Here is a 21,193-nt window from a genome sequence, read left to right as displayed (position 1 = left end):
GGAGTCGGCGTACGGGCTGATCAAGGGCCTGATCAGGGGTACGGCCGCAGGGGTCGCAAGGGGGCAGGAGAGGTCCCGGAGCGGGCGACGGAAACGGATTTGGGCGATCGGCGACAGACCGTGTAATGTCTTCCTCGCTCGCCCCAATAGCTCAGTCGGTAGAGCGTCTCCATGGTAAGGAGAAGGTCTGCGGTTCGATTCCGCATTGGGGCTCTGGTGATCGGGTGACCCCGCTTCGGCGGGGAAGCTCGGCATCAAAGCGGTGTAGCTCAGTCGGTAGAGCAAGCGGCTCATAATCGCTGTGTCACCGGTTCAAGTCCGGTCACCGCTACTAACGGTAGCCGATTGTTGGGTCGGTCCTTCGATCGGCTACTCTTTTATGCGTTCATCCGTCCATCCGTCCGTCCAAGGAGCACTCACGTGGCTGCCACCGACGTCCGCCCGAAGATCACGCTGGCCTGCGTGGAGTGCAAGGAGCGGAACTACATCACCAAGAAGAACCGGCGTAACAACCCGGACCGTCTTGAGATGAAGAAGCACTGCCCGCGCTGCAACTCGCACACCGCGCACCGCGAAACGCGCTGAAACAGGCTCGTACACGAGGCCGTCCCCACTGGGGGCGGCCTCGTGTCGTTTTATGTGGTGGCTGGGGCTGTTCTTCGGCCTATTCGACATTTCACCAGGAGGTACCGGGCTCATGGCGCTCGACCAGTCCTTCGTGGGGCGGACCTATCCCCCCACCCCGGCGTACGAGGTCGGCCGGGAGAAGATCCGGGAGTTCGCGGAAGCGGTGGGTGACACCAACCCCGCCTACGTCGATCCGGAAGCCGCCAAGGCTCTGGGGTACCCGGATGTGATCGCTCCGCCCACATTCGTGTTCTCGATCACGTTCCGGGCCGCGGGCCAGGTGATCCAGGACCCGCAGCTGGGGCTGGACTACAGCCGTGTGGTGCACGGGGACCAGAAGTTCGCCCATGTGCGGCCCGTGCGGGCGGGGGATCGGCTGACGGTCACCTCGACCATCGAGGGCATCAAGACGATGGCGGGCAACGACATCGTGGACATCCGCGGTGAGGTGCACGACGAGTCCGGTGAGCACGTCGTGACCGCGTGGACCAAGCTGGTGGCGCGCGCCGCCGAGGAGGCGTGATGACGGCGACCATCGCATACGGAGCGGTCGAGGTCGGTACGGAACTGCCGGCGCGGTCGTTCCCGGTGACGCGGGCGACCCTGGTGCAGTACGCGGGCGCCTCCGGAGACTTCAACCCGATCCACTGGAACGAGAAGTTCGCCCGCGAGGTCGGTCTGCCGGACGTGATCGCGCACGGCATGTTCACCATGGCCGAGGCGATCAGGGTGGTCACGGACTGGACCGGTGACCCGGGCGCGGTCGTCGAGTACGGAGTCCGTTTCACCAAGCCGGTCGTCGTGCCCAACGACGACACCGGAGCCCTGATCGAGGTCAGCGGCAAGGTCGCCGCGAAGCTCGACGACAACCTCGTGCGGGTCGACCTGACGGTGACGAGCGACGACAAGAAGGTGCTGGGCATGTCCCGCGCCGTCGTCCGCCTCGCCTGAACGGCACAGCCGCCGAGCGGAGGGGCGCCCCAGCGGAGCCCCTCCGCCGCCGGTATCCGTGCGGACGCCGCAATTGACAAGTTAGTGAGTAGGCAATAACTTACTGCCATGGCAAGGATGAGCGCAGAGGAGAGGCGGGAGAGTGTCGTGCGGGCGGCGGTCGCCGAGTTCGCCCGCAGCGGGTACAACGGCACCTCCACGGAGACGATCGCCAAGCGGGTCGGTGTCTCGCAGCCGTATCTGTTCCGGCTCTTCCCCGGCAAGCAGGCTATCTTCCTCGCCGCGTCCGAACGGTGCCTCGCGGACACCCGGCAGGTGTTCACGAAAGCCGCCGAGGGGCTGGAGGGCGAGGAGTTGTCACAGGCCCTGGCCCGGGCGTATCAGCGGCTGATCGTGGACGACCCCGACAAGCTGCTGATGCAGATGCAGATGTACGCGGCGGTCGCGGCGGCGGAGGCGGCGGGCGATCACGAGTTCGGTGAGCGCCTGCGGCTCGGCTGGGCGGCGATGTGGGACGAGCTGTACCTCCTGCTGGGGGCGGAGCAGGAAGAGGCCACGTCGTTTCTGGCCTACGGCATGCTCATCAACGTGCTGGCCTCGATGGGTTTTCCGGCCGGTCATCGCGTGTGGTCCGGCTTTCATCTCGCGACCAGGTCCAGCTGACCAGGCGGCGCCACCCGCCGGGAGTGCTCGCCGGAGCGGAGGCTCCGGCAGGGGGACGGACGGGACCCGCCGGCGGTCCGCCTGTTCCTCTGTCCGCTTAAGTTAGTCATTGATAACTAACCCTTGGGGTAGTAGTGAAGCAGCAAGCATCCAGCCGCGGGGCAGGCGTCTGGGCCCTCGTCATCACGAGCGTCGCCGGATTCATGGCGGCACTCGACAACCTCGTCGTCACCACCGCACTGCCGTCCATCCGCGAGAGCCTCGGCGGCCGGCTGGAGGAGCTCGAGTGGACGGTCAACGCCTACACCCTCACCTTCGCGGTGCTGCTGATGACGGGCGCCGCACTCGGTGACCGCTTCGGCAGGCGCCGGCTCTTCATCGCCGGTCTCACGGTCTTCACCGCCGCCTCCGCGGCTGCCGCCCTCTCGCCGGGGATCGACGAACTCATCGCCTTCCGCGCCGTCCAGGGCGTCGGGGCCGCGGTCATGATGCCGCTCACCCTCACCCTGCTCACCGCCGCGGTCCCGCCCGCCAGGCTCGGCATGGCGCTCGGATTCTTCGGCGCGGTCACCGGACTCGCGGTCGCCAGCGGTCCTCTGATCGGCGGGAGCCTCACCGAACACATCTCCTGGCAGTGGATCTTCTGGCTCAACGTCCCGGTCGGTCTGATCCTGCTGCCCCTGGCGCGACTGCGGCTGGCCGAGTCCTATGCCCCCGAGGCGCGGCTCGACGTACCCGGCACCGTCCTGGTCAGCGGAGGCCTCTTCGGCATCGTCTACGCGCTCGTCAGCAGCACGAGCGACGGCTGGACCGACCCGCTCGTGCTGACCGGGCTGATCGCGGGGACGCTCCTCCTGGGTGTCTTCGTCCGCCACGGGTTCCGCGCGAAGAACCCCGTCCTGCCCATGCGGCTCTTCCGCGACAGGGCCTTCTTCGGGATCAACGTGGCGAGCCTGCTGATGTTCCTCGGAATGTTCGGGTCGATCTTCCTGCTCAGCCAGTTCCTCCAGAACGCGCTGGGCTACTCGCCGACCGAGGCGGGCCTGCGGATGCTGCCGTGGACCGGAATGCCGATGCTCGTGGCGCCCGTCGCCGGATATCTGGCCGACCGGTTCGGCGGCCGCCCCGTGGTGGTGACCGGCCTCGCCCTCCAGGCGGTGGGGCTCGGTCTCTTCGCGGCGGTCCTGGAACCGGACGTCGCCTACTCGGCCCAGTTGCCCGGCCTCGTCGTCGGCGGCATCGGCATGGCCCTGTACTTCGCGCCGGCCGCCAGCCTCGTGATGTCCAGCGTCCGGCCGGGGGAGCAGGGCATCGCCTCCGGGGCCAACAACGCCCTGCGCGAGGTCGGCGGGGCCCTCGGGGTCGCCGTACTGGCCGCGGTCTTCTCCGCCCGGGGCGGATACGGGTCCCCGCGGGCATTCTCCGACGGGACCGTGCCCGCCGTATGGATCGGTGCCGGTGCGGTGGCCCTCGCCGCGCTCACGGCCCTGTTGATCCCGCGCCGCAGGCGGGTGTCCGGTCCGGCGCCCGAATCCTCCGAGGAGCGTGTGTCCGTCGCCGTCTGACCCCACGCCCTCGTCCGTACGGTCCATGGCCCGCTCCCGGGACGTGGACCGTACTCTTGTCCCCGTGCAGGAACTCCACGACGCCCCCCTCGCCCCCCTGACCACCTTCCGGCTCGGCGGCCCGGCCAACCGCCTCCTGACGGCCACCACCGACGCCGAGGTGATCGCCGCCGTACGCGAAGCCGACGACAGCGGCACCCCGCTGCTGGTCATCGGCGGCGGCTCGAACCTGGTCATCGGCGACAAGGGCTTCGACGGAACGGCCCTGCGCATCGCGACCAAGGGCTTCGAGCTCTCCGGTACGGCGCTCGAACTGGCCGCCGGCGAGGTCTGGACCGACGCCGTGGCCCGCACGGTCGAGGCTGGACTGGCCGGGATCGAATGCCTGGCCGGGATCCCCGGATCCGCCGGGGCGACACCGATCCAGAACGTCGGCGCCTACGGGCAGGAGGTGTCCTCGGTCATCACCGAGGTCGTCGCCTACGACCGGCACACCCGGGAGACGGTCACCCTCCCGAACGAGGCCTGCGCGTTCTCGTACCGCCACAGCCGTTTCAAGGCCGAACCCGACCGCTACGTCGTGCTCCGCGTGCGGTTCGGGCTGGAGGACGCGGGCGGTCGGTCCGCGCCCCTCCGCTACCCCGAGACCGCCAGGGCCATGGGTGTCGAGCAGGGCGAGCGCGTGCCCGCCGCCTCCGCCAGCGAAACCGTCCTACGGCTGAGGGCGGGCAAGGGCATGGTGCTCGATCCGGAGGACCACGACACCTGGTCGGCCGGGTCCTTCTTCACCAACCCGATCCTCGACGAGGAGGAGCACGCGGCGTTCCTCGCACGCGCCGGCGAGCGGCTGGGCGCGGACGTCACGCCCCCGGCCTTCCCCACGGGCGACGGCCGGGTGAAGACCTCGGCCGCCTGGCTCATCGACAGGGCCGGCTTCACCAAGGGCTACGGCACGGGCCCGGCGCGCATCTCGACCAAGCACACGCTCGCCCTCACCAACCGGGGCGACGCGACCACCGAGGACCTGCTGGCCCTGGCCCGCGAGGTCGTCGCCGGGGTCCACGAGGCCTTCGGGGTCACGCTCGTCAACGAACCGGTGACGGTCGGCGTCAGCCTGTAGCGGCCCCGGCGTCAGTAGGCGACGCCCACGCCCTGCTTCACAGCGGCCGGCTCGTCGACGAGCGCCAGCATCGCGTGGGCGACATCAGCCCGCGCGATGGACCGGCCGCTGCGCGGGGTGCCGCCCACGACCGTGCGGTACGTCCCCGTCAGCGGGCCGTTCGTCAGCTTCGGCGGCCGGACCGACGTCCAGTCCGTCGCGCTCGCGGCCAACGCGGCCTCCATGCACGTCAGATCGGCGTACACCTCCTTGAGGACCCTGCCGATGACCCGGCGGACCGCCCGGTCCAGCAGCGGGTCGTCCGCCGGTTCGGGACCGACCGGTGCGGCGCTCACGACCAGCAGCCGCCGCACCCCCTCCGCCTCCATCGCTCCCAGCACCTGCCGGGTCAGCCGCTCCGCGACGTCGCAGGCCTTACGGCCCCGGGCCCCCAGCCCGGAGAGCACGGCATCCCGCCCCGCGACGGCCGCCGCGACATCGGACAGGGGGAGAACCTCGTGCGGGGAGGCGTCCCGGAGTCCGTCCGGGAGCCGGGAGGGATCACGGACCACCGCCGTCACCTCGTGCCCCGCCGCGGACGCCTGCCGCACGATCTCCTGGCCGACGGCCCCCGTCGCTCCGAACACGGTGAGTCTCATCGCGCACGCCCCTTCCGAGTGGGTGAGTGTTCACTAACCCATAGGGTGAGTGGGCACTCACTCTCTCGTCAAGGCCCGCTGGAGCACCCATGGACCAGAAGCCGGCCCGCGTCCGCATCGTCGACGCGGCTTATGAGCTCATGCTCGGCATCGGCCTCGCGCGGACGACGACGAAGGAGATCGCCCGGGCCGCCGACTGTTCCGAAGCAGCGCTGTACAAGTACTTCGCGAGCAAGGACGAGATCTTCGTGACCGTGCTCGCGGAACGCATGCCGAGGCTCGGTCCGCTCCTGGGCGACCTGGAGGCGGGCGAGGGGGACCTGGAGGAGAACCTCACCGAGGTCGCCCGTCAGGCCGCGCTGTTCTACGGACAGACCTTCCCCGTGCTCGCCTCGCTGTACGCCGAGCCACGCCTCAAGCGCCGCCACGACGAGGCGATGCGCGAGATGGGCACCGGTCCGCACAAGCCGATCCAGGGCCTGGACGCCTATCTCCGCGCCGAGCAGCGGGCAGGGCGCGTACGCCCGGAGGCCGACACCTGTGCCGCGGCCTCGCTGCTCCTGGGCGCCTGCGCGCAGCGTGCCTTCGCCTACGAGGCCGGCGGTGTCCAGCAGCCGTTGGACGACTTCGCCGCGTCCCTCGCGCGCACCCTGCTGGGCGGCCTCAGCTAGCCAGCCACGCGTCGATCCCGCCCAGCAGCTTCTCCCGCACCTCGACGGGTGCCACCGACCCGCGCACGGACTGCCGTGCCAGCTCGGCCAGCTCCTCGTCGGTGAAGCCGTGGTGCCGGCGCACGAGGTCGTACTGGGCGGCCAGCCGGGAGCCGAAGAGCAGCGGGTCGTCCGCCCCCAGCGCCATCGGCACCCCCGCGTCGAACAGAGTGCGCAGGGGTACGTCGTGGGGCTTCTCGTAGACGCCGAGCGCCACGTTGGAGGCCGGACAGACCTCGCAGGTCACCCCCCGCTCCGCGAGCCTGCTCAGCAGCCGGGGGTCCTCGGCCGCCCGGACACCGTGCCCGATCCGGGACGCGTCGAGGTCGTCCAGGCAGTCCCGGACGCTTGAGGGGCCGGAGAGCTCACCGCCGTGCGGAGCCGCGATCAGGCCGCCCTCGCGGGCGATGGCGAAGGCTCGGTCGAAGTCACGGGCCATCCCGCGCCGCTCGTCGTTGGAGAGCCCGAAGCCGATGACACCCCGGTCCGCGTACCGCACGGCGAGCCTGGCCAGCGTCCGGGCGTCCAGCGGATGCTTCATCCGGTTCGCCGCGATGACCACCCGGATCCCGAGCCCGGTGTCCCGGGCCGCGCGGTCCACGGCGTCCAGGATGATCTCGATCGCCGGGATCAGCCCGCCGAGCAGCGGGGCGTACGAGGTCGGGTCGACCTGGATCTCCAGCCACCCGGAGCCGTCCGCGACATCCTCCATGGCGGTCTCGCGCACGAGGCGCTGGATGTCCTCCGGCGAGCGGAGGCAGGACCGCGCGATGTCGTAGAGGCGCTGGAAGCGGAACCAGCCGCGCTCGTCGGTGGCCCGTAGTTTCGGCGGCTCACCGCCGGTCAGCGCCTCGGGCAGGCGGACACCGTACTTCTCCGCGAGTTCGATCAGGGTCGTCGGCCGCATCGACCCGGTGAAGTGCAGGTGCAGATGGGCCTTGGGCAACAGCCGTACGTCACGCTCCATTGAAGGATCTTGCCGCACACGAGGGGTGCGGCGGTAGCCGGATCCCCTTGTGAGTTACCCCTCGAACGAAAAAGTGACCCCCGGCCGGAACCGGGGGTCACCTTCTCGGGGCGGGTGCTCCGCGTCAGTCGCGGGCCTCGCCCAGCAGCTTCTGGAGCCGGGAGACGCCCTCGACGAGGTCGTCGTCGCCCAGCGCGTAGGACAGCCGCAGGTAACCCGGGGTGCCGAAGGCCTCGCCCGGGACCACGGCGACCTCGGCCTCGTCCAGGATGAGGGCCGCGAGCTCGACGGAGTCCGCCGGGCGCTTGCCGCGGATCTCCTTGCCGAGCAGTCCCTTCACCGACGGGTACGCGTAGAACGCGCCCTCGGGCTCGGGGCAGAACACGCCGTCGATCTCGTTGAGCATGCGCACGATCGTCCGGCGGCGGCGGTCGAAGGCGGTCCGCATCTCGGCGACCGCGTCCAGTGGGCCGGAGACGGCGGCCAGCGCGGCGACCTGCGCGACGTTGCTGACGTTGGAGGTGGCGTGCGACTGCAGGTTGGTCGCGGCCTTCACGACGTCCTTGGGGCCGATGATCCAGCCGACCCGCCAGCCGGTCATGGCGTACGTCTTGGCGACGCCGTTGACCACGATGCACTTGTCACGCAGCTCGGGCACGACCGCGGGGAGCGAGGCGGCGGCAGCCCCGCCGTAGACCAGGTGCTCGTAGATCTCGTCGGTCATGACCCACAGACCGTGCTCCACGGCCCATCGGCCGATGGCCTCGGTGTCCGCCTCGTTGTAGACGGCGCCGGTCGGGTTCGAGGGGGAGACGAACAGGACGACCTTGGTGCGCTCGGTGCGCGCCGCCTCCAGCTGCTCGACCGAGACCCGGTAGCCCGTGGTCTCGTCGGCGACGACCTCGACCGGGACACCGCCGGCGAGACGGATGGACTCCGGGTAGGTGGTCCAGTAAGGCGCGGGGACGATGACCTCGTCGCCCGGGTCGAGGATCGCGGCGAAGGCCTCGTAGATGGCCTGCTTGCCGCCGTTGGTCACCAGGATCTGGGACGCGTCGACCTCGTAGCCGGAGTCGCGCAGGGTCTTCTCCGCGATGGCGGCCTTGAGCTCGGGAAGCCCGCCGGCGGGGGTGTAGCGGTGGTACTTCGGGTTGCGGCAGGCCTCGACCGCGGCGTCGACGATGTAGTCGGGTGTCGGGAAGTCGGGCTCGCCGGCGCCGAAGCCGATCACCGGACGCCCGGCGGCCTTGAGGGCCTTCGCCTTGGCGTCGACGGCGAGGGTGGCGGACTCGGAGATCGCACCGATGCGGGCCGAGACCCGGCGCTCGGACGGAGAAGTTGCAGCGCTCATGCCCCCCATGCTCGCAGACCGGAAAACCCCCCGGCACAGGGGTTTCAGGGACCGGACAGGACTCGGACAGCATCCGGACAGGACCGGTCGGTTGTGGTCTGTTCGACGCGGCGGCGCTGAGCACGTACACTCACCTGTCGTTGGCCTTCATCAGCCGCACCGTTTTCCCGACCGGTACACCGGGGAGGATGCGGTAGGTTGGTGGAAACCACAAAGGGTCGTAGCTCAATTGGTAGAGCACTGGTCTCCAAAACCAGCGGTTGGGGGTTCAAGTCCCTCCGGCCCTGCTACACACTCCTTCGCCAGGATGTGTGCGCATGTACGTACTTCAATGCACCGCCGTGCGGCTCCACCGGGCGCGGCACGGCCATGACCCGGAATCAGGTGAGTAGCGTGACGGACGCCGTGGGCTCCATCGACATGCCTGATGCCGAGGACGAGACCCCCGAGTCGAAGAAGAAGACCCGGAAGGGCGGCAAGCGCGGCAAGAAGGGCCCCCTGGGCCGTCTCGCGCTGTTCTACCGCCAGATCGTCGCCGAGCTCCGCAAGGTCGTCTGGCCCACGCGCAGCCAGCTGTCCACGTACACGGCCGTAGTGATCATGTTCGTGGTCGTGATGATCGGTCTCGTCACCGTGATTGACTTCGGATTCGCGCGGGTCATCAAGTACGTCTTCGGCTGATCCCGCGGAGGGCGCCTCATCGGCGCCCCTTTCGCATGTTCCACCCATATGTATCCAGGAAGAAGCAGCCATCGTGTCTGACCCGAACCTGAACGACGACGCCGAGCCCACGGCGAGCGCCGTCGAGTCCGCCGAGGACGAGCTCGACATCGTCGAGGCGGCGGATGCCGTGGCCCCGGACCAGGTCGACGCTGCTGACGCCGCCGCGGGCGAGCCCGCCGAGCAGGCCGCCGTGAACGCCGAGTCCGACGACGACGAGGCTGTCGAGCCCGCCGAGGGTGACGAGGACGCTGCTGAGGAAGAGGCCGCCGAGGACGCCGAGCCGGCCGCCCCCGTCGACGCCGTCGCAGCCCTGCGCGACGAGCTCCGCGGACTTCCCGGCGAGTGGTACGTCATCCACACGTACGCCGGTTACGAGAAGCGCGTGAAGGCCAACCTGGAACAGCGCGCCGTCTCGCTCAACGTCGAGGACTTCATCTACCAGGCCGAGGTGCCCGAGGAAGAGATCGTCCAGATCAAGAACGGTGAGCGGAAGAACGTCCGTCAGAACAAGCTCCCGGGATACGTCCTGGTGCGCATGGACCTGACGAACGAGTCCTGGGGTGTTGTCCGCAACACCCCCGGCGTCACCGGCTTCGTGGGCAACGCCTACGACCCGTACCCGCTGACCCTGGACGAGATCGTCAAGATGCTCGCCCCCGAGGCCGAGGAGAAGGCGGCCCGCGAGGCTGCCGAGGCCGAGGGCAAGCCGGCTCCGGCCCGCAAGGTCGAGGTCCAGGTCCTGGACTTCGAGGTGGGCGACTCGGTCACCGTCACCGACGGCCCCTTCGCGACCCTGCAGGCGACGATCAACGAGATCAACGCCGACTCGAAGAAGGTCAAGGGCCTCGTCGAGATCTTCGGTCGCGAGACCCCGGTCGAGCTCAGCTTCGACCAGATCCAGAAGAACTGACGGCTTTCCGCCCGTTTCTGGACACATGCCTACCGAGCAGGTCAGACAGGCTTCGCAGCCCGTCTGACCTGCTCGGTTTTTGGTCGCGCAGCTATACCCGTTATCGTTGCGCGGTATGCCTCCATCCGGATGACCGGAATGGCGGCGAAACACTCTCACTAGGACCCGGAGAGAGCAATGCCTCCCAAGAAGAAGAAGGTCACGGGGCTTATCAAGCTCCAGATCAACGCCGGTGCGGCCAACCCGGCGCCGCCGGTCGGTCCCGCACTGGGCCAGCACGGCGTCAACATCATGGAGTTCTGCAAGGCCTACAACGCCGCGACCGAGTCGCAGCGTGGCATGGTCGTGCCGGTGGAGATCACGGTCTACGAGGACCGCTCCTTCACCTTCATCACCAAGACTCCGCCGGCCGCCAAGCTGATCCTCAAGGCCGCGGGTGTGGACAAGGGCTCCGGCGAGCCGCACAAGACCAAGGTCGCCAAGCTCACGGCCGACCAGGTCCGCGAGATCGCCACGACCAAGCTCCCCGACCTGAACGCCAACGACCTCGACGCCGCGTCGAAGATCATCGCTGGCACCGCCCGTTCCATGGGCATCACGGTCGAAGGCTGAGTCAGCCCCGTAGCCCCACAGTGGTAGGACCAAGCGCTGGTCCGCACCACGACTCCACACTCTGAAAACCACAGGAGTAGATGTGAAGCGCAGCAAGAACCTCCGCGCTGCGGACGCGAAGATCGACCGGGAGCGTACCTACGCCCCGCTCGAGGCCGTCCGTATCGCCAAGGACACCGCCACCACCAAGTTCGACAGCACCGTCGAGGTCGCGTTCGCGCTGGGTGTCGACCCGCGCAAGGCCGACCAGATGGTCCGTGGCACCGTGAACCTCCCGCACGGCACCGGCAAGACCGCCCGGGTCCTGGTCTTCGCGACCGGTGACCGTGCTGCGGCCGCGGAAGCCGCGGGCGCCGACATCGTCGGCGCCGACGAGCTCATCGACGAGGTGGCGAAGGGCCGTCTGGACTTCGACGCCGTCGTCGCCACGCCGGACCTCATGGGCAAGGTCGGCCGCCTGGGCCGCGTGCTCGGTCCGCGTGGTCTGATGCCGAACCCGAAGACCGGCACCGTCACCCCCGATGTCGTCAAGGCTGTCAACGACATCAAGGGCGGAAAGATCGAGTTCCGCGTCGACAAGCACTCGAACCTGCACTTCATCATCGGAAAGACCTCTTTCGATGACACGAAGCTGGTCGAGAACTACGGCGCGGCCCTGGAGGAGATCCTCCGTCTGAAGCCGTCCGCCGCGAAGGGTCGCTTCATCAAGAAGGCGACCATGAGCACGACGATGGGCCCCGGCATCCCGCTGGACTCCAACCGCGTGCGCAACCTCCTCGTCGAGGAGGACCCGGCCTCCGTCTGAGCCCCCGTGCTCAGCAGGTAGCCGCGTCACGGCACAGGGCGGGCCCCGCAGCCTCTTCGGAGGGTGCGGGGCCCGTCCTCGTACGCCGGGGCGGTGCGCCGGTCGCAGGTGCCGGCGAGCGCCTAAACCCCTTTCGGGGGGCGGGTCATGACGGATTTGCTCCCGAAGGCCCCGGTCGCGTACTCTCGTGAAGAAGCCAAAGACCGCTGGTCGTTGCCGCTTCCTCGTCAGAGGAACGGTGACCGAAGGTTCCGCTAGATCGGACGACCTGCGCAGGTGACTGTGGATCGCTCCCGGACTCTGTCCGGTTGAGCTGCGCCCTGGCACTTGTGCTGGGGCGTTTCGTCTTTCCCGGCCCCTTCTGAGCGGTCCTCATCACCCGGAAGGAGGCCGACGCTCATGGCAAGGCCCGACAAGGCTGCCGCGGTAGCCGAGCTGACGGACCAGTTCCGCAGCTCGAACGCCGCCGTGCTGACCGAGTACCGGGGTCTCACCGTGGCGCAGCTCAAGACGCTGCGTCGTTCGCTCGGTGAGAACGCCCAGTACGCCGTGGTGAAGAACACGCTGACCAAGATTGCGGCCAACGAGGCCGGGATCGACACGCTGGACGACCTGTTCGCAGGTCCGACGGCGGTTGCCTTCATCACCGGTGACCCGGTGGAGTCGGCGAAGGGTCTTCGTGACTTCGCCAAGGACAACCCGAACCTCATCATCAAGGGCGGTGTCCTTGACGGTAAGGCGCTGTCCGCCGATGAGATCAAGAAGCTCGCGGACCTCGAGTCCCGCGAGGTTCTGCTCGCCAAGCTGGCCGGTGCCATGAAGGGCAAGCAGACGCAGACTGCGCAGCTCTTCCAGGCTCTGCCGTCGAAGTTCGTCCGCACCGCGGAAGCGCTTCGCGCCAAGAAGGCCGAGCAGGGCGGTGCCGGTACGCCGGCTCCCGCCGAGGCTGCCGAGTAATTTCGCTCAGCGGTCCAGCGGGCACCACGTACGCCCGCCGACATATACAACCGGCACCTGCCGAATAGTGGAAGGACGCCATCATGGCGAAGCTCAGCCAGGAAGACCTGCTCGCCCAGTTCGAGGAGCTCACCCTCATCGAGCTCTCCGAGTTCGTTAAGGCGTTCGAGGAGAAGTTCGACGTCACCGCCGCCGCGGCCGTCGCCGTCGCCGCCCCGGGTCAGGGTGGCCCCGCCGCCGAGGCCGAGGCCGAGCAGGACGAGTTCGACGTCATCCTCACGGGTGCCGGCGAGAAGAAGATCCAGGTCATCAAGGTCGTGCGTGAGCTGACCTCGCTGGGTCTCAAGGAGGCCAAGGACCTCGTCGACGGCGCCCCGAAGCCCGTCCTCGAGAAGGTCGCCAAGGAGGCCGCCGAGAAGGCTGCCGAGTCCCTCAAGGGCGCCGGCGCCTCCGTCGAGGTCAAGTGACTTCGAGAGTCCTCTGACTCTTCCGAGGACGCTCACGCCGCACGGCGCTGAGTGACCTCAGCCAAGGGCGATCACCCATCCGGGTGGTCGCCCTTCGGCATGCCCCCGGAGGCTGCCTTGATCTTCGGCGTGCGACGAGTAGGGTGATCTTCGCCGTGCGTTTCTCCAGGAGCGCCGCGAGGCGTCAACCGGCGTCCTCCGGGCGCAGGTGAAGATCGCCGGACGTCCGCCGAGGCCCGCGAGGCCTTGACGAACCGCACGCGGCGCGCAATTCTCAGGACGCGTCGTCATCTCGATCCGCTTCCGAGGCATGGATCGAGAGCGAAGAGGGCAGTAAAGAAGAGCGCACCCCGCGCGAGGGCTATTCATAGGTGTTGAGAACAGCTGTTTAGAGCAACGTGGGTCTCTGAGAACCCCGACTGGACATCAGTGTGCCGCTTGGCTACACTGACCCTTTGCGCTGCCTGTTAGCTGCCTCCTGCCCGTCACCAGGGGCATGCCCACGCCTAGCACCGATGGCCGGACTTCCCTGACCTTGGGATTTCTGTCTCTGTGTGCGGCTTGGGGCCGGTACGCGCGTAGTGAGTCCGAGCCCTCGGAAGGACCCCCTCTTGGCCGCCTCGCGCAACGCCTCGACCTCGAATACGAACAACGGTGCCAGCACCGCCCCGCTGCGCATCTCTTTTGCAAAGATCAAGGAGCCCCTCGAGGTTCCGAACCTCCTCGCGCTGCAGACCGAGAGCTTTGACTGGCTCCTCGGCAACGCCGCCTGGAAGGCTCGCGTCGAGGCTGCTCTGGACAGCGGACAGGACGTCCCCACCAAGTCCGGCCTGGAGGAGATCTTCGAGGAGATCTCGCCGATCGAGGACTTCTCCGGGTCGATGTCGCTCACGTTCCGCGACCACCGCTTCGAGCCCCCGAAGAACTCGATCGACGAGTGCAAGGAGCGCGACTTCACGTTCGCCGCGCCGCTCTTCGTCACGGCCGAGTTCACCAACAACGAGACCGGCGAGATCAAGTCCCAGACGGTCTTCATGGGCGACTTCCCGCTCATGACCAACAAGGGCACCTTCGTCATCAACGGCACCGAGCGTGTCGTCGTGTCGCAGCTCGTGCGCTCGCCGGGTGTCTACTTCGACTCCTCCATCGACAAGACGTCCGACAAGGACATCTTCTCCGCCAAGATCATCCCCTCCCGGGGTGCCTGGCTGGAGATGGAGATCGACAAGCGCGACATGGTCGGTGTCCGCATCGACCGCAAGCGCAAGCAGTCCGTCACCGTCCTCCTGAAGGCTCTCGGCTGGACCACCGAGCAGATCCTGGAGGAGTTCGGCGAGTACGAGTCCATGCGCGCCACCCTGGAGAAGGACCACACCCAGGGCCAGGACGACGCGCTGCTCGACATCTACCGCAAGCTGCGTCCGGGCGAGCCGCCCACGCGCGAGGCTGCTCAGACGCTGCTCGAGAACCTCTACTTCAACCCGAAGCGCTACGACCTCGCGAAGGTCGGCCGCTACAAGGTGAACAAGAAGCTCGGCGCCGACGAGCCGCTCGACGCCGGTGTCCTCACCAGCGACGACATCATCGCCACCATCAAGTACCTGGTGAAGCTGCACGCCGGTGAGACCGAGACGGTCGGCGAGTCCGGCCGTTCGATCATGGTCGAGACCGACGACATCGACCACTTCGGCAACCGCCGTATCCGTAACGTCGGTGAGCTGATCCAGAACCAGGTCCGTACGGGTCTCGCCCGTATGGAGCGTGTCGTGCGCGAGCGCATGACCACCCAGGACGTCGAGGCGATCACGCCGCAGACCCTGATCAACATCCGGCCGGTCGTCGCCTCCATCAAGGAGTTCTTCGGCACCAGCCAGCTGTCCCAGTTCATGGACCAGAACAACCCGCTGTCGGGGCTGACGCACAAGCGTCGTCTGAACGCCCTCGGCCCGGGTGGTCTGTCCCGTGAGCGGGCCGGCTTCGAGGTCCGTGACGTCCACCCGTCGCACTACGGCCGCATGTGCCCGATCGAGACGCCCGAAGGCCCGAACATCGGTCTGATCGGCTCGCTGGCCTCCTACGGGCGCATCAACCCGTTCGGCTTCATCGAGACGCCGTACCGCAAGGTCGTCGAGGGTGTCGTCAGCGACGACGTCGACTACCTGACGGCCGACGAGGAAGACCGCTTCGTGATCGCCCAGGCGAACGCGACGCTCTCCGAGGACATGCGCTTCACCGAGGCCCGCGTCCTGGTCCGCCGCCGTGGCGGGGAGATCGACTACATCCCCGGTGACGACGTCGACTACATGGACGTCTCGCCGCGCCAGATGGTGTCGGTCGCGACCGCGATGATCCCGTTCCTCGAGCACGACGACGCCAACCGTGCCCTCATGGGCGCGAACATGATGCGTCAGGCCGTCCCGCTCATCAAGAGCGAGGCGCCGCTGGTCGGTACCGGCATGGAGTACCGCTGTGCCACCGACGCCGGCGACGTGCTCAAGGCGGAGAAGGCGGGTGTGGTCCAGGAGGTCTCCGCGGACTACATCACCGTGACGAACGACGACGGCACGTACACCACGTACCGCATCGCCAAGTTCTCGCGCTCCAACCAGGGCACCTCGGTCAACCAGAAGGTCGTCGTCTCCGAGGGCGACCGCGTGATCGAGAGCCAGGTCCTCGCCGACGGGCCCGCCACCGAGAACGGTGAGATGGCGCTCGGCAAGAACCTGCTCGTGGCGTTCATGCCCTGGGAAGGTCACAACTACGAGGACGCGATCATCCTGTCGCAGCGCCTCGTGCAGGACGACGTCCTCTCCTCGATCCACATCGAGGAGCACGAGGTCGACGCCCGTGACACCAAGCTGGGCCCGGAGGAGATCACCCGGGACATCCCGAACGTCTCCGAAGAGGTCCTCGCCGACCTCGACGAGCGCGGCATCATCCGTATCGGTGCCGAGGTCGTCGCCGGTGACATCCTCGTCGGCAAGGTCACGCCCAAGGGTGAGACCGAGCTGACCCCGGAGGAGCGTCTGCTCCGTGCGATCTTCGGTGAGAAGGCGCGCGAGGTGCGCGACACCTCGCTCAAGGTCCCGCACGGCGAGATCGGCAAGGTCATCGGCGTCCGCGTCTTCGACCGCGAAGAGGGCGACGAGCTGCCGCCGGGCGTGAACCAGCTGGTCCGCGTCTACGTCGCGCAGAAGCGCAAGATCACCGATGGTGACAAGCTCGCCGGCCGTCACGGCAACAAGGGCGTCATCTCGAAGATCCTCCCGATCGAGGACATGCCGTTCCTGGAGGACGGCACCCCGGTCGACATCATCCTCAACCCGCTGGGTGTCCCGTCCCGAATGAACCCGGGACAGGTCCTGGAGATCCACCTCGGCTGGCTCGCCAGCCGCGGCTGGGACGTCTCCGGTCTCGGTGACGAGTGGGCCCAGCGCCTGCAGGCCATCGGTGCCGACCAGGTCGCCCCCGGTACCAACGTCGCCACCCCCGTCTTCGACGGTGCGCGCGAGGACGAGATCACCGGCCTCTTCCAGGCCACGATCCCGAACCGCGACGGCGACCGGCTGGTCCTGCCCTCGGGCAAGGCCAACCTGTTCGACGGCCGCTCCGGCGAGCCGTTCCCGGACCCGGTCTCGATCGGGTACATGTACATCCTCAAGCTGCACCACCTGGTCGACGACAAGCTCCACGCGCGTTCGACCGGTCCGTACTCCATGATCACGCAGCAGCCGCTGGGTGGTAAGGCACAGTTCGGTGGGCAGCGATTCGGTGAGATGGAGGTGTGGGCCCTTGAGGCTTACGGCGCCGCATACGCCCTCCAGGAACTGCTGACGATCAAGTCCGACGACGTGACCGGCCGCGTGAAGGTCTACGAGGCGATCGTCAAGGGCGAGAACATCCCCGAGCCCGGCATTCCCGAGTCCTTCAAGGTGCTCATCAAGGAAATGCAGTCGCTCTGCCTCAACGTGGAGGTGCTGTCCTCGGACGGCATGTCCATCGAGATGCGCGACACGGACGAGGACGTCTTCCGCGCGGCGGAGGAGCTCGGTATCGACCTGTCCCGGCGCGAGCCGAGCAGCGTCGAAGAGGTCTGACGGGTTGCCCGGCCGGATCCTCGTGATCCGGCCGGCCCTCCCCGGACCCGTTCAGACCATTGCTGAAGTGCCCCGATTTCTCGCGTGAAGCGAGGGGGCTCGAACCCCCGAAAGAGGGATTGACGACAAGTGCTCGACGTCAACTTCTTCGACGAGCTGCGGATCGGCCTTGCCACCGCGGACGACATCCGGACCTGGTCCCACGGCGAAGTGAAGAAGCCGGAGACCATCAACTACCGCACGCTCAAGCCCGAAAAGGACGGACTCTTCTGCGAGAAGATCTTCGGTCCGACCCGGGACTGGGAGTGCTACTGCGGCAAGTACAAGCGTGTCCGCTTCAAGGGCATCATCTGTGAGCGCTGTGGCGTCGAGGTCACGCGCGCCAAGGTGCGCCGTGAGCGCATGGGTCACATCGAGCTTGCCGCTCCCGTCACCCACATCTGGTACTTCAAGGGCGTCCCGTCGCGCCTCGGCTACCTGCTGGACCTCGCGCCGAAGGACCTTGAGAAGGTCATCTACTTCGCCGCGTACATGATCACGTTCGTCGACGAGGAGCGCCGCACGCGTGACCTCCCGTCGCTGGAGGCGCACGTCTCCGTCGAGCGTCAGCAGGTCGAGAACCGTCGCGACTCGGACCTCGAGAACCGCGCCAAGAAGCTCGAGACCGACCTGGCCGAGCTCGAGGCCGAGGGTGCCAAGGCCGACGTGCGCCGCAAGGTGCGCGAAGGCGCCGAGCGTGAGATGAAGCAGCTGCGCGACCGTGCGCAGCGCGAGATCGACCGTCTCGACGAGGTGTGGAGCCGCTTCAAGAACCTCAAGGTCCAGGACCTCGAGGGCGACGAGCTGCTCTACCGCGAGCTGCGTGACCGCTTCGGCACGTACTTCGACGGCTGCATGGGCGCCGCCGCGCTGCAGAAGCGCCTGGAGTCCTTCGACCTCGACGAGGAGGCCGAGCGCCTCCGCGAGATCATCCGTACCGGCAAGGGCCAGAAGAAGACCCGTGCGCTCAAGCGCCTCAAGGTCGTCTCCGCGTTCCTGCAGACCAGCAACAAGCCCAAGGGCATGGTGCTCGACTGCGTGCCGGTCATCCCGCCGGACCTGCGTCCGATGGTGCAGCTGGACGGTGGCCGCTTCGCGACCTCCGACCTGAACGACCTGTACCGCCGCGTGATCAACCGCAACAACCGCCTGAAGCGGCTTCTCGACCTCGGCGCGCCCGAGATCATCGTGAACAACGAGAAGCGCATGCTCCAGGAGGCCGTGGACGCCCTCTTCGACAACGGTCGTCGTGGTCGCCCGGTCACCGGTCCCGGCAACCGCCCCCTGAAGTCCCTCAGCGACATGCTGAAGGGCAAGCAGGGCCGTTTCCGTCAGAACCTCCTCGGCAAGCGCGTGGACTACTCCGCGCGTTCCGTGATCGTCGTCGGTCCGCAGCTCAAGCTGCACCAGTGCGGTCTGCCGAAGGCGATGGCGCTGGAGCTCTTCAAGCCGTTCGTGATGAAGCGCCTGGTGGACCTGAACCACGCGCAGAACATCAAGTCGGCCAAGCGCATGGTCGAGCGCGGCCGCACCGTGGTGTACGACGTCCTCGAAGAGGTCATCGCCGAACACCCGGTGCTGCTGAACCGTGCGCCCACCCTGCACCGCCTCGGCATCCAGGCCTTCGAGCCGCAGCTCGTCGAGGGCAAGGCCATCCAGATCCACCCGCTCGTCTGCACCGCGTTCAACGCGGACTTCGACGGTGACCAGATGGCCGTGCACCTGCCGCTCTCCGCGGAGGCGCAGGCCGAGGCCCGCATCCTGATGCTGTCCTCGAACAACATCCTGAAGCCGGCCGACGGTCGTCCCGTCACCATGCCGACCCAGGACATGGTGCTGGGTCTCTTCTTCCTCACCACGGACGAAGAGGGCCGCAACGTCAAGGGCACGGACCGCGCGTTCGGCTCCACGGCCGAGGCCACCATGGCCTTCGACGCCCGCGAGCTGTCGCTCCAGGCGAAGGTCGACATCCGCTTCCCGGTGGGCACCATGCCCCCGCGTGGCTGGGTGCCGCCGGTCGCCGAGGAGGGCGAGCCCGAGTACCAGCCGGGTGACACCTTCCGCCTGCGTACGAGCCTGGGCCGCGCGCTCTTCAACGAGCTGCTGCCCGAGGACTACCCGTTCGTCGACTACTCGGTGGGCAAGAAGCAGCTCTCCGAGATCGTCAACGACCTGGCCGAGCGCTACCCCAAGGTCATCGTGGCGGCGACGCTCGACAACCTGAAGGCGGCCGGTTTCCACTGGGCGACCCGCTCCGGTGTGACCGTGGCCATCTCCGACGTCGTCGTGCCCGAGGCCAAGAAGGCCATCGTCAAGGGCTACGAGGAGCAGGACGAGAAGGTCCAGAAGCAGTACGAGCGCGGTCTCATCACCAAGGACGAGCGCACGCAGGAGCTCATCGCGATCTGGACCAAGGCGACCAACGAGGTCGCCGAGGCGATGAACGCGAACTTCCCGAAGACGAACCCCATCTTCATGATGGTCGACTCGGGTGCCCGAGGAAACATGATGCAGATGCGTCAGATCGCGGGTATGCGTGGTCTGGTGTCGAACGCCAAGAACGAGACGATTCCCCGTCCCATCAAGGCGTCCTTCCGTGAGGGCCTCACCGTTCTGGAGTACTTCATCTCCACGCACGGTGCCCGTAAGGGTCTGGCGGACACCGCCCTGCGTACCGCCGACTCGGGTTACCTGACCCGTCGTCTGGTGGACGTCTCGCAGGACGTCATCATCCGCGAGGAGGACTGCGGCACCGACCGCGGCCTCAAGCTGAAGATCGCCGTCAAGGGTGCGGACGGTGTCCTGCGCAAGACGGAGGACGTCGAGACCTCGGTCTACGCCCGCATGCTCGCCGAGGACGTCGTCGTCGACGGCAAGGTCATCGCGCCTGCCAACGTCGACCTCGGTGACGTCCTGATCGACGCCCTCGTGGGTGCCGGCGTCGAGGAGGTCAAGACCCGCTCGGTCCTGACCTGTGAGTCCGCGGTCGGCACCTGTGCCTTCTGCTACGGACGCTCGCTCGCCACCGGCAAGCTGGTCGACATCGGTGAGGCGGTCGGCATCATCGCCGCCCAGTCCATCGGTGAGCCCGGTACCCAGCTGACGATGCGTACCTTCCACACCGGTGGTGTGGCGGGTGACGACATCACGCAGGGTCTGCCCCGTGTCGTCGAGCTCTTCGAGGCGCGTACCCCCAAGGGTGTCGCCCCGATCTCGGAGGCCAAGGGCCGGGTCCGCATCGAGGAGACCGAGAAGACCAAGAAGCTCGTCGTCACCCCGGACGACGGCAGCGAGGAGACGGCGTTCCCGATCTCCAAGCGTGCCCGTCTCCTGGTCGGCGAGGGCGACGCGGTCGAGGTGGGCCAGAAGCTCACCGTCGGTGCCACGAACCCGCATGACGTGCTGCGGATCCTCGGTCAGCGCGCGGTCCAGGTCCACCTGGTCGGCGAGGTCCAGAAGGTCTACAACTCGCAGGGTGTGTCGATCCACGACAAGCACATCGAGATCATCATCCGGCAGATGCTGCGCCGTGTGACGATCATCGAGTCCGGCGACGCGGAGCTGCTGCCGGGCGAGCTCGTCGAGCGCTCGAAGTTCGAGACCGAGAACCGTCGTGTGGTCACCGAGGGCGGTCACCCCGCCTCCGGCCGTCCGCAGCTGATGGGTATCACCAAGGCCTCGCTCGCCACCGAGTCGTGGCTGTCGGCGGCGTCCTTCCAGGAGACGACCAGGGTCCTGACCGACGCGGCGATCAACGCCAAGTCGGACTCCCTGATCGGCCTCAAGGAGAACGTCATCATCGGTAAGCTCATCCCGGCCGGTACGGGTCTGTCCCGCTACCGCAACATCCGGGTCGAGCCGACCGAGGAGGCCAAGGCCGCGATGTACTCGGCCGTCGGCTACGACGACATCGACTACTCGCCGTTCGGCACGGGCTCCGGCCAGGCCGTTCCGCTGGAGGACTACGACTACGGTCCGTACAACCAGTAAC

The 21,193-nt window shown here is 67.7% G+C and carries 18 protein-coding genes and 3 tRNA genes; 18 read left to right on the top strand and 3 right to left on the bottom strand.

Features of this window, described 5'->3' with window-relative positions:
* Window positions 1-140: 140 nt before the first annotated feature.
* The 8 genes from P8A20_RS14670 (at window position 141) to P8A20_RS14635 (ending at window position 4,926) form a co-directional block, all read left to right on the top strand.
* A tRNA-Thr gene (locus tag P8A20_RS14670) sits at window positions 141-213 on the top strand.
* 45 nt (window positions 214-258) lie between these two features.
* Window positions 259-331 (top strand) — tRNA-Met (locus P8A20_RS14665).
* Between the two features lie 89 nt (window positions 332-420).
* Window positions 421-585, top strand: coding sequence for a 50S ribosomal protein L33 (rpmG, locus tag P8A20_RS14660; protein ID WP_003956487.1), 165 nt, complete (start codon window positions 421-423; stop codon window positions 583-585).
* Window positions 586-697: 112 nt separating this feature from the next.
* Complete coding sequence (locus P8A20_RS14655) at window positions 698-1,150, top strand: MaoC family dehydratase N-terminal domain-containing protein (protein ID WP_147959033.1); 453 nt, start codon at window positions 698-700, stop codon at window positions 1,148-1,150.
* Window positions 1,150-1,578, top strand: a complete 429-nt coding sequence (locus P8A20_RS14650) for a MaoC family dehydratase (RefSeq protein WP_147959034.1) — start codon at window positions 1,150-1,152, stop codon at window positions 1,576-1,578. Before P8A20_RS14655 ends, P8A20_RS14650 begins: the two co-directional genes overlap by 1 nt.
* Before the next feature lie 117 nt (window positions 1,579-1,695).
* A complete protein-coding gene (locus P8A20_RS14645) occupies window positions 1,696-2,241 on the top strand; it encodes a TetR/AcrR family transcriptional regulator (protein ID WP_147960393.1) in 546 nt (181 codons plus the stop codon).
* 134 nt (window positions 2,242-2,375) lie between these two features.
* The gene (locus tag P8A20_RS14640; RefSeq protein ID WP_306103627.1) at window positions 2,376-3,806 is read left to right on the top strand and encodes an MFS transporter; all 1,431 of its coding nucleotides are present in this window, start codon (window positions 2,376-2,378) and stop codon (window positions 3,804-3,806) included.
* 64 nt (window positions 3,807-3,870) lie between these two features.
* The gene (locus P8A20_RS14635) at window positions 3,871-4,926 is read left to right on the top strand and encodes a UDP-N-acetylmuramate dehydrogenase (RefSeq protein ID WP_261988617.1); all 1,056 of its coding nucleotides are present in this window, start codon (window positions 3,871-3,873) and stop codon (window positions 4,924-4,926) included.
* Window positions 4,927-4,937: 11 nt separating this feature from the next.
* Here the strand turns inward: P8A20_RS14635 and P8A20_RS14630 are convergent, their stop codons facing one another.
* On the bottom strand, window positions 4,938-5,564 hold the full coding sequence (locus tag P8A20_RS14630; RefSeq protein ID WP_147959037.1) for an NAD(P)-dependent oxidoreductase: 627 nt from the start codon (window positions 5,562-5,564) through the stop codon (window positions 4,938-4,940).
* 89 nt (window positions 5,565-5,653) lie between these two features.
* On the opposite strand from P8A20_RS14630, the gene P8A20_RS14625 reads away from it, so the two are divergent.
* On the top strand, window positions 5,654-6,235 hold the full coding sequence (locus P8A20_RS14625; RefSeq protein ID WP_306103626.1) for a TetR/AcrR family transcriptional regulator: 582 nt from the start codon (window positions 5,654-5,656) through the stop codon (window positions 6,233-6,235).
* On the opposite strand, the gene P8A20_RS14620 is transcribed toward P8A20_RS14625, so the two are convergent.
* Together P8A20_RS14620 and P8A20_RS14615 are read right to left on the bottom strand one after the other, a co-directional pair.
* Complete coding sequence (locus P8A20_RS14620; RefSeq protein ID WP_306103625.1) at window positions 6,228-7,241, bottom strand: adenosine deaminase; 1,014 nt, start codon at window positions 7,239-7,241, stop codon at window positions 6,228-6,230. The two genes, P8A20_RS14625 and P8A20_RS14620, sit on opposite strands and share 8 nt — an antisense overlap.
* Before the next feature lie 124 nt (window positions 7,242-7,365).
* On the bottom strand, window positions 7,366-8,592 hold the full coding sequence (locus P8A20_RS14615; protein ID WP_037828887.1) for a pyridoxal phosphate-dependent aminotransferase: 1,227 nt from the start codon (window positions 8,590-8,592) through the stop codon (window positions 7,366-7,368).
* 214 nt (window positions 8,593-8,806) lie between these two features.
* On the opposite strand from P8A20_RS14615, the gene P8A20_RS14610 reads away from it, so the two are divergent.
* The 9 genes from P8A20_RS14610 (at window position 8,807) to P8A20_RS14570 (ending at window position 21,192) form a co-directional block, all read left to right on the top strand.
* Window positions 8,807-8,879, top strand: a tRNA-Trp gene (locus P8A20_RS14610).
* A gap of 106 nt (window positions 8,880-8,985) precedes the next feature.
* Complete coding sequence (gene secE / locus P8A20_RS14605; protein ID WP_147959038.1) at window positions 8,986-9,273, top strand: preprotein translocase subunit SecE; 288 nt, start codon at window positions 8,986-8,988, stop codon at window positions 9,271-9,273.
* Window positions 9,274-9,346: 73 nt separating this feature from the next.
* Window positions 9,347-10,225 (top strand): transcription termination/antitermination protein NusG, encoded by an 879-nt coding sequence (gene nusG, locus P8A20_RS14600; RefSeq protein ID WP_147959039.1) that lies wholly within the window; start codon window positions 9,347-9,349, stop codon window positions 10,223-10,225.
* 177 nt (window positions 10,226-10,402) lie between these two features.
* Entirely contained in the window at window positions 10,403-10,837 is a 435-nt protein-coding gene (gene rplK, locus P8A20_RS14595; RefSeq protein ID WP_018550660.1) for a 50S ribosomal protein L11, read from the top strand.
* Window positions 10,838-10,919: 82 nt separating this feature from the next.
* The gene (gene rplA, locus P8A20_RS14590) at window positions 10,920-11,642 is read left to right on the top strand and encodes a 50S ribosomal protein L1 (RefSeq protein WP_147959040.1); all 723 of its coding nucleotides are present in this window, start codon (window positions 10,920-10,922) and stop codon (window positions 11,640-11,642) included.
* Between the two features lie 399 nt (window positions 11,643-12,041).
* Window positions 12,042-12,599 carry a 50S ribosomal protein L10 gene (gene rplJ / locus P8A20_RS14585; protein WP_147959041.1) on the top strand — a complete coding sequence of 186 codons (558 nt, stop codon included), beginning with the start codon at window positions 12,042-12,044 and terminating at the stop codon, window positions 12,597-12,599.
* 83 nt (window positions 12,600-12,682) lie between these two features.
* Window positions 12,683-13,066, top strand: coding sequence for a 50S ribosomal protein L7/L12 (rplL, locus tag P8A20_RS14580; RefSeq protein ID WP_147959042.1), 384 nt, complete (start codon window positions 12,683-12,685; stop codon window positions 13,064-13,066).
* A gap of 611 nt (window positions 13,067-13,677) precedes the next feature.
* The gene (gene rpoB, locus P8A20_RS14575) at window positions 13,678-17,163 is read left to right on the top strand and encodes a DNA-directed RNA polymerase subunit beta (RefSeq protein ID WP_147959043.1); all 3,486 of its coding nucleotides are present in this window, start codon (window positions 13,678-13,680) and stop codon (window positions 17,161-17,163) included.
* A gap of 129 nt (window positions 17,164-17,292) precedes the next feature.
* On the top strand, window positions 17,293-21,192 hold the full coding sequence (locus tag P8A20_RS14570) for a DNA-directed RNA polymerase subunit beta' (protein ID WP_014154600.1): 3,900 nt from the start codon (window positions 17,293-17,295) through the stop codon (window positions 21,190-21,192).
* The last annotated feature ends 1 nt before the right edge of the window (window position 21,193 follow it).

Origin of the sequence: Streptomyces sp. Alt3 (assembly GCF_030719215.1) — a bacterium.
In the GTDB taxonomy this organism is placed as follows: Bacteria; Actinomycetota; Actinomycetes; order Streptomycetales; family Streptomycetaceae; genus Streptomyces; species Streptomyces glycanivorans.
Note: the sequence above shows the minus strand (reverse complement) of the source record. Positions and strands in the feature narration are given on the sequence as shown.

Excerpts from the sequence above, each read along its gene's own strand:
- P8A20_RS14655 (WP_147959033.1), top strand. The coding sequence starts at position 698 with ATGGCGCTCGACCAGTCCTTCGTGGGGCGGACCTATCCCCCCACCCCG.
- P8A20_RS14650 (WP_147959034.1), top strand. The coding sequence starts at position 1,150 with ATGACGGCGACCATCGCATACGGAGCGGTCGAGGTCGGTACGGAACTG.
- P8A20_RS14645 (WP_147960393.1), top strand. The coding sequence starts at position 1,696 with ATGAGCGCAGAGGAGAGGCGGGAGAGTGTCGTGCGGGCGGCGGTCGCC.
- P8A20_RS14630 (WP_147959037.1), bottom strand. The coding sequence starts at position 5,564 with ATGAGACTCACCGTGTTCGGAGCGACGGGGGCCGTCGGCCAGGAGATC.
- P8A20_RS14625 (WP_306103626.1), top strand. The coding sequence starts at position 5,654 with ATGGACCAGAAGCCGGCCCGCGTCCGCATCGTCGACGCGGCTTATGAG.
- P8A20_RS14620 (WP_306103625.1), bottom strand. The coding sequence starts at position 7,241 with ATGGAGCGTGACGTACGGCTGTTGCCCAAGGCCCATCTGCACCTGCAC.
- P8A20_RS14615 (WP_037828887.1), bottom strand. The coding sequence starts at position 8,592 with ATGAGCGCTGCAACTTCTCCGTCCGAGCGCCGGGTCTCGGCCCGCATC.
- rplK (WP_018550660.1), top strand. The coding sequence starts at position 10,403 with ATGCCTCCCAAGAAGAAGAAGGTCACGGGGCTTATCAAGCTCCAGATC.
- rplJ (WP_147959041.1), top strand. The coding sequence starts at position 12,042 with ATGGCAAGGCCCGACAAGGCTGCCGCGGTAGCCGAGCTGACGGACCAG.
- rplL (WP_147959042.1), top strand. The coding sequence starts at position 12,683 with ATGGCGAAGCTCAGCCAGGAAGACCTGCTCGCCCAGTTCGAGGAGCTC.